The sequence below is a fragment of the Chromohalobacter sp. HP20-39 genome, from assembly GCF_033052815.1.
Classification (GTDB): Bacteria; Pseudomonadota; Gammaproteobacteria; order Pseudomonadales; family Halomonadaceae; genus Chromohalobacter.
The window spans coordinates 1-266 of the sequence record NZ_JAWHTP010000753.1 but is presented as its reverse complement, the minus strand read 5'-3'; the positions used below and the strand labels follow the sequence as shown (position 1 = coordinate 266).

The window sequence follows — 266 nt, the reverse complement described above, 5'->3', positions numbered from 1 at the left end:
CACCGACTTGACATAGAAGTTGGCATTGGAGTTTTCGAGCGCTTCGTTGGTCAGGCGCAGCCCTTCCGTGAGGCGCAACTGTGCGCCGGCCTCACCCAGCAGCTGGGCTGCCTGATCGCTGTACACCATCAGCATGGTGATCGCCCGCGTTGCAGGGGTCCAGCCGCCTGCACCGTAGACGTAGCGGACAAGATCCCCCTTGTTGACCGTGTTCAAGACCCGGTCGTTTGCAACAACGTTGAACCCATACGTGGCCGTACTTTCCA

At 59.8% G+C, this 266-nt stretch carries 1 protein-coding gene; it reads right to left on the bottom strand.

Going from position 1 to position 266, the window contains the following annotated elements; genetic code table 11:
* Positions 1–216, bottom strand: a 216-nt coding sequence (locus RVY79_RS19965; protein WP_317466316.1) for a hypothetical protein, incomplete at its 3' end; no start/stop codon positions are given.
* Between the last annotated feature and the right edge of the window lie 50 nt (positions 217–266).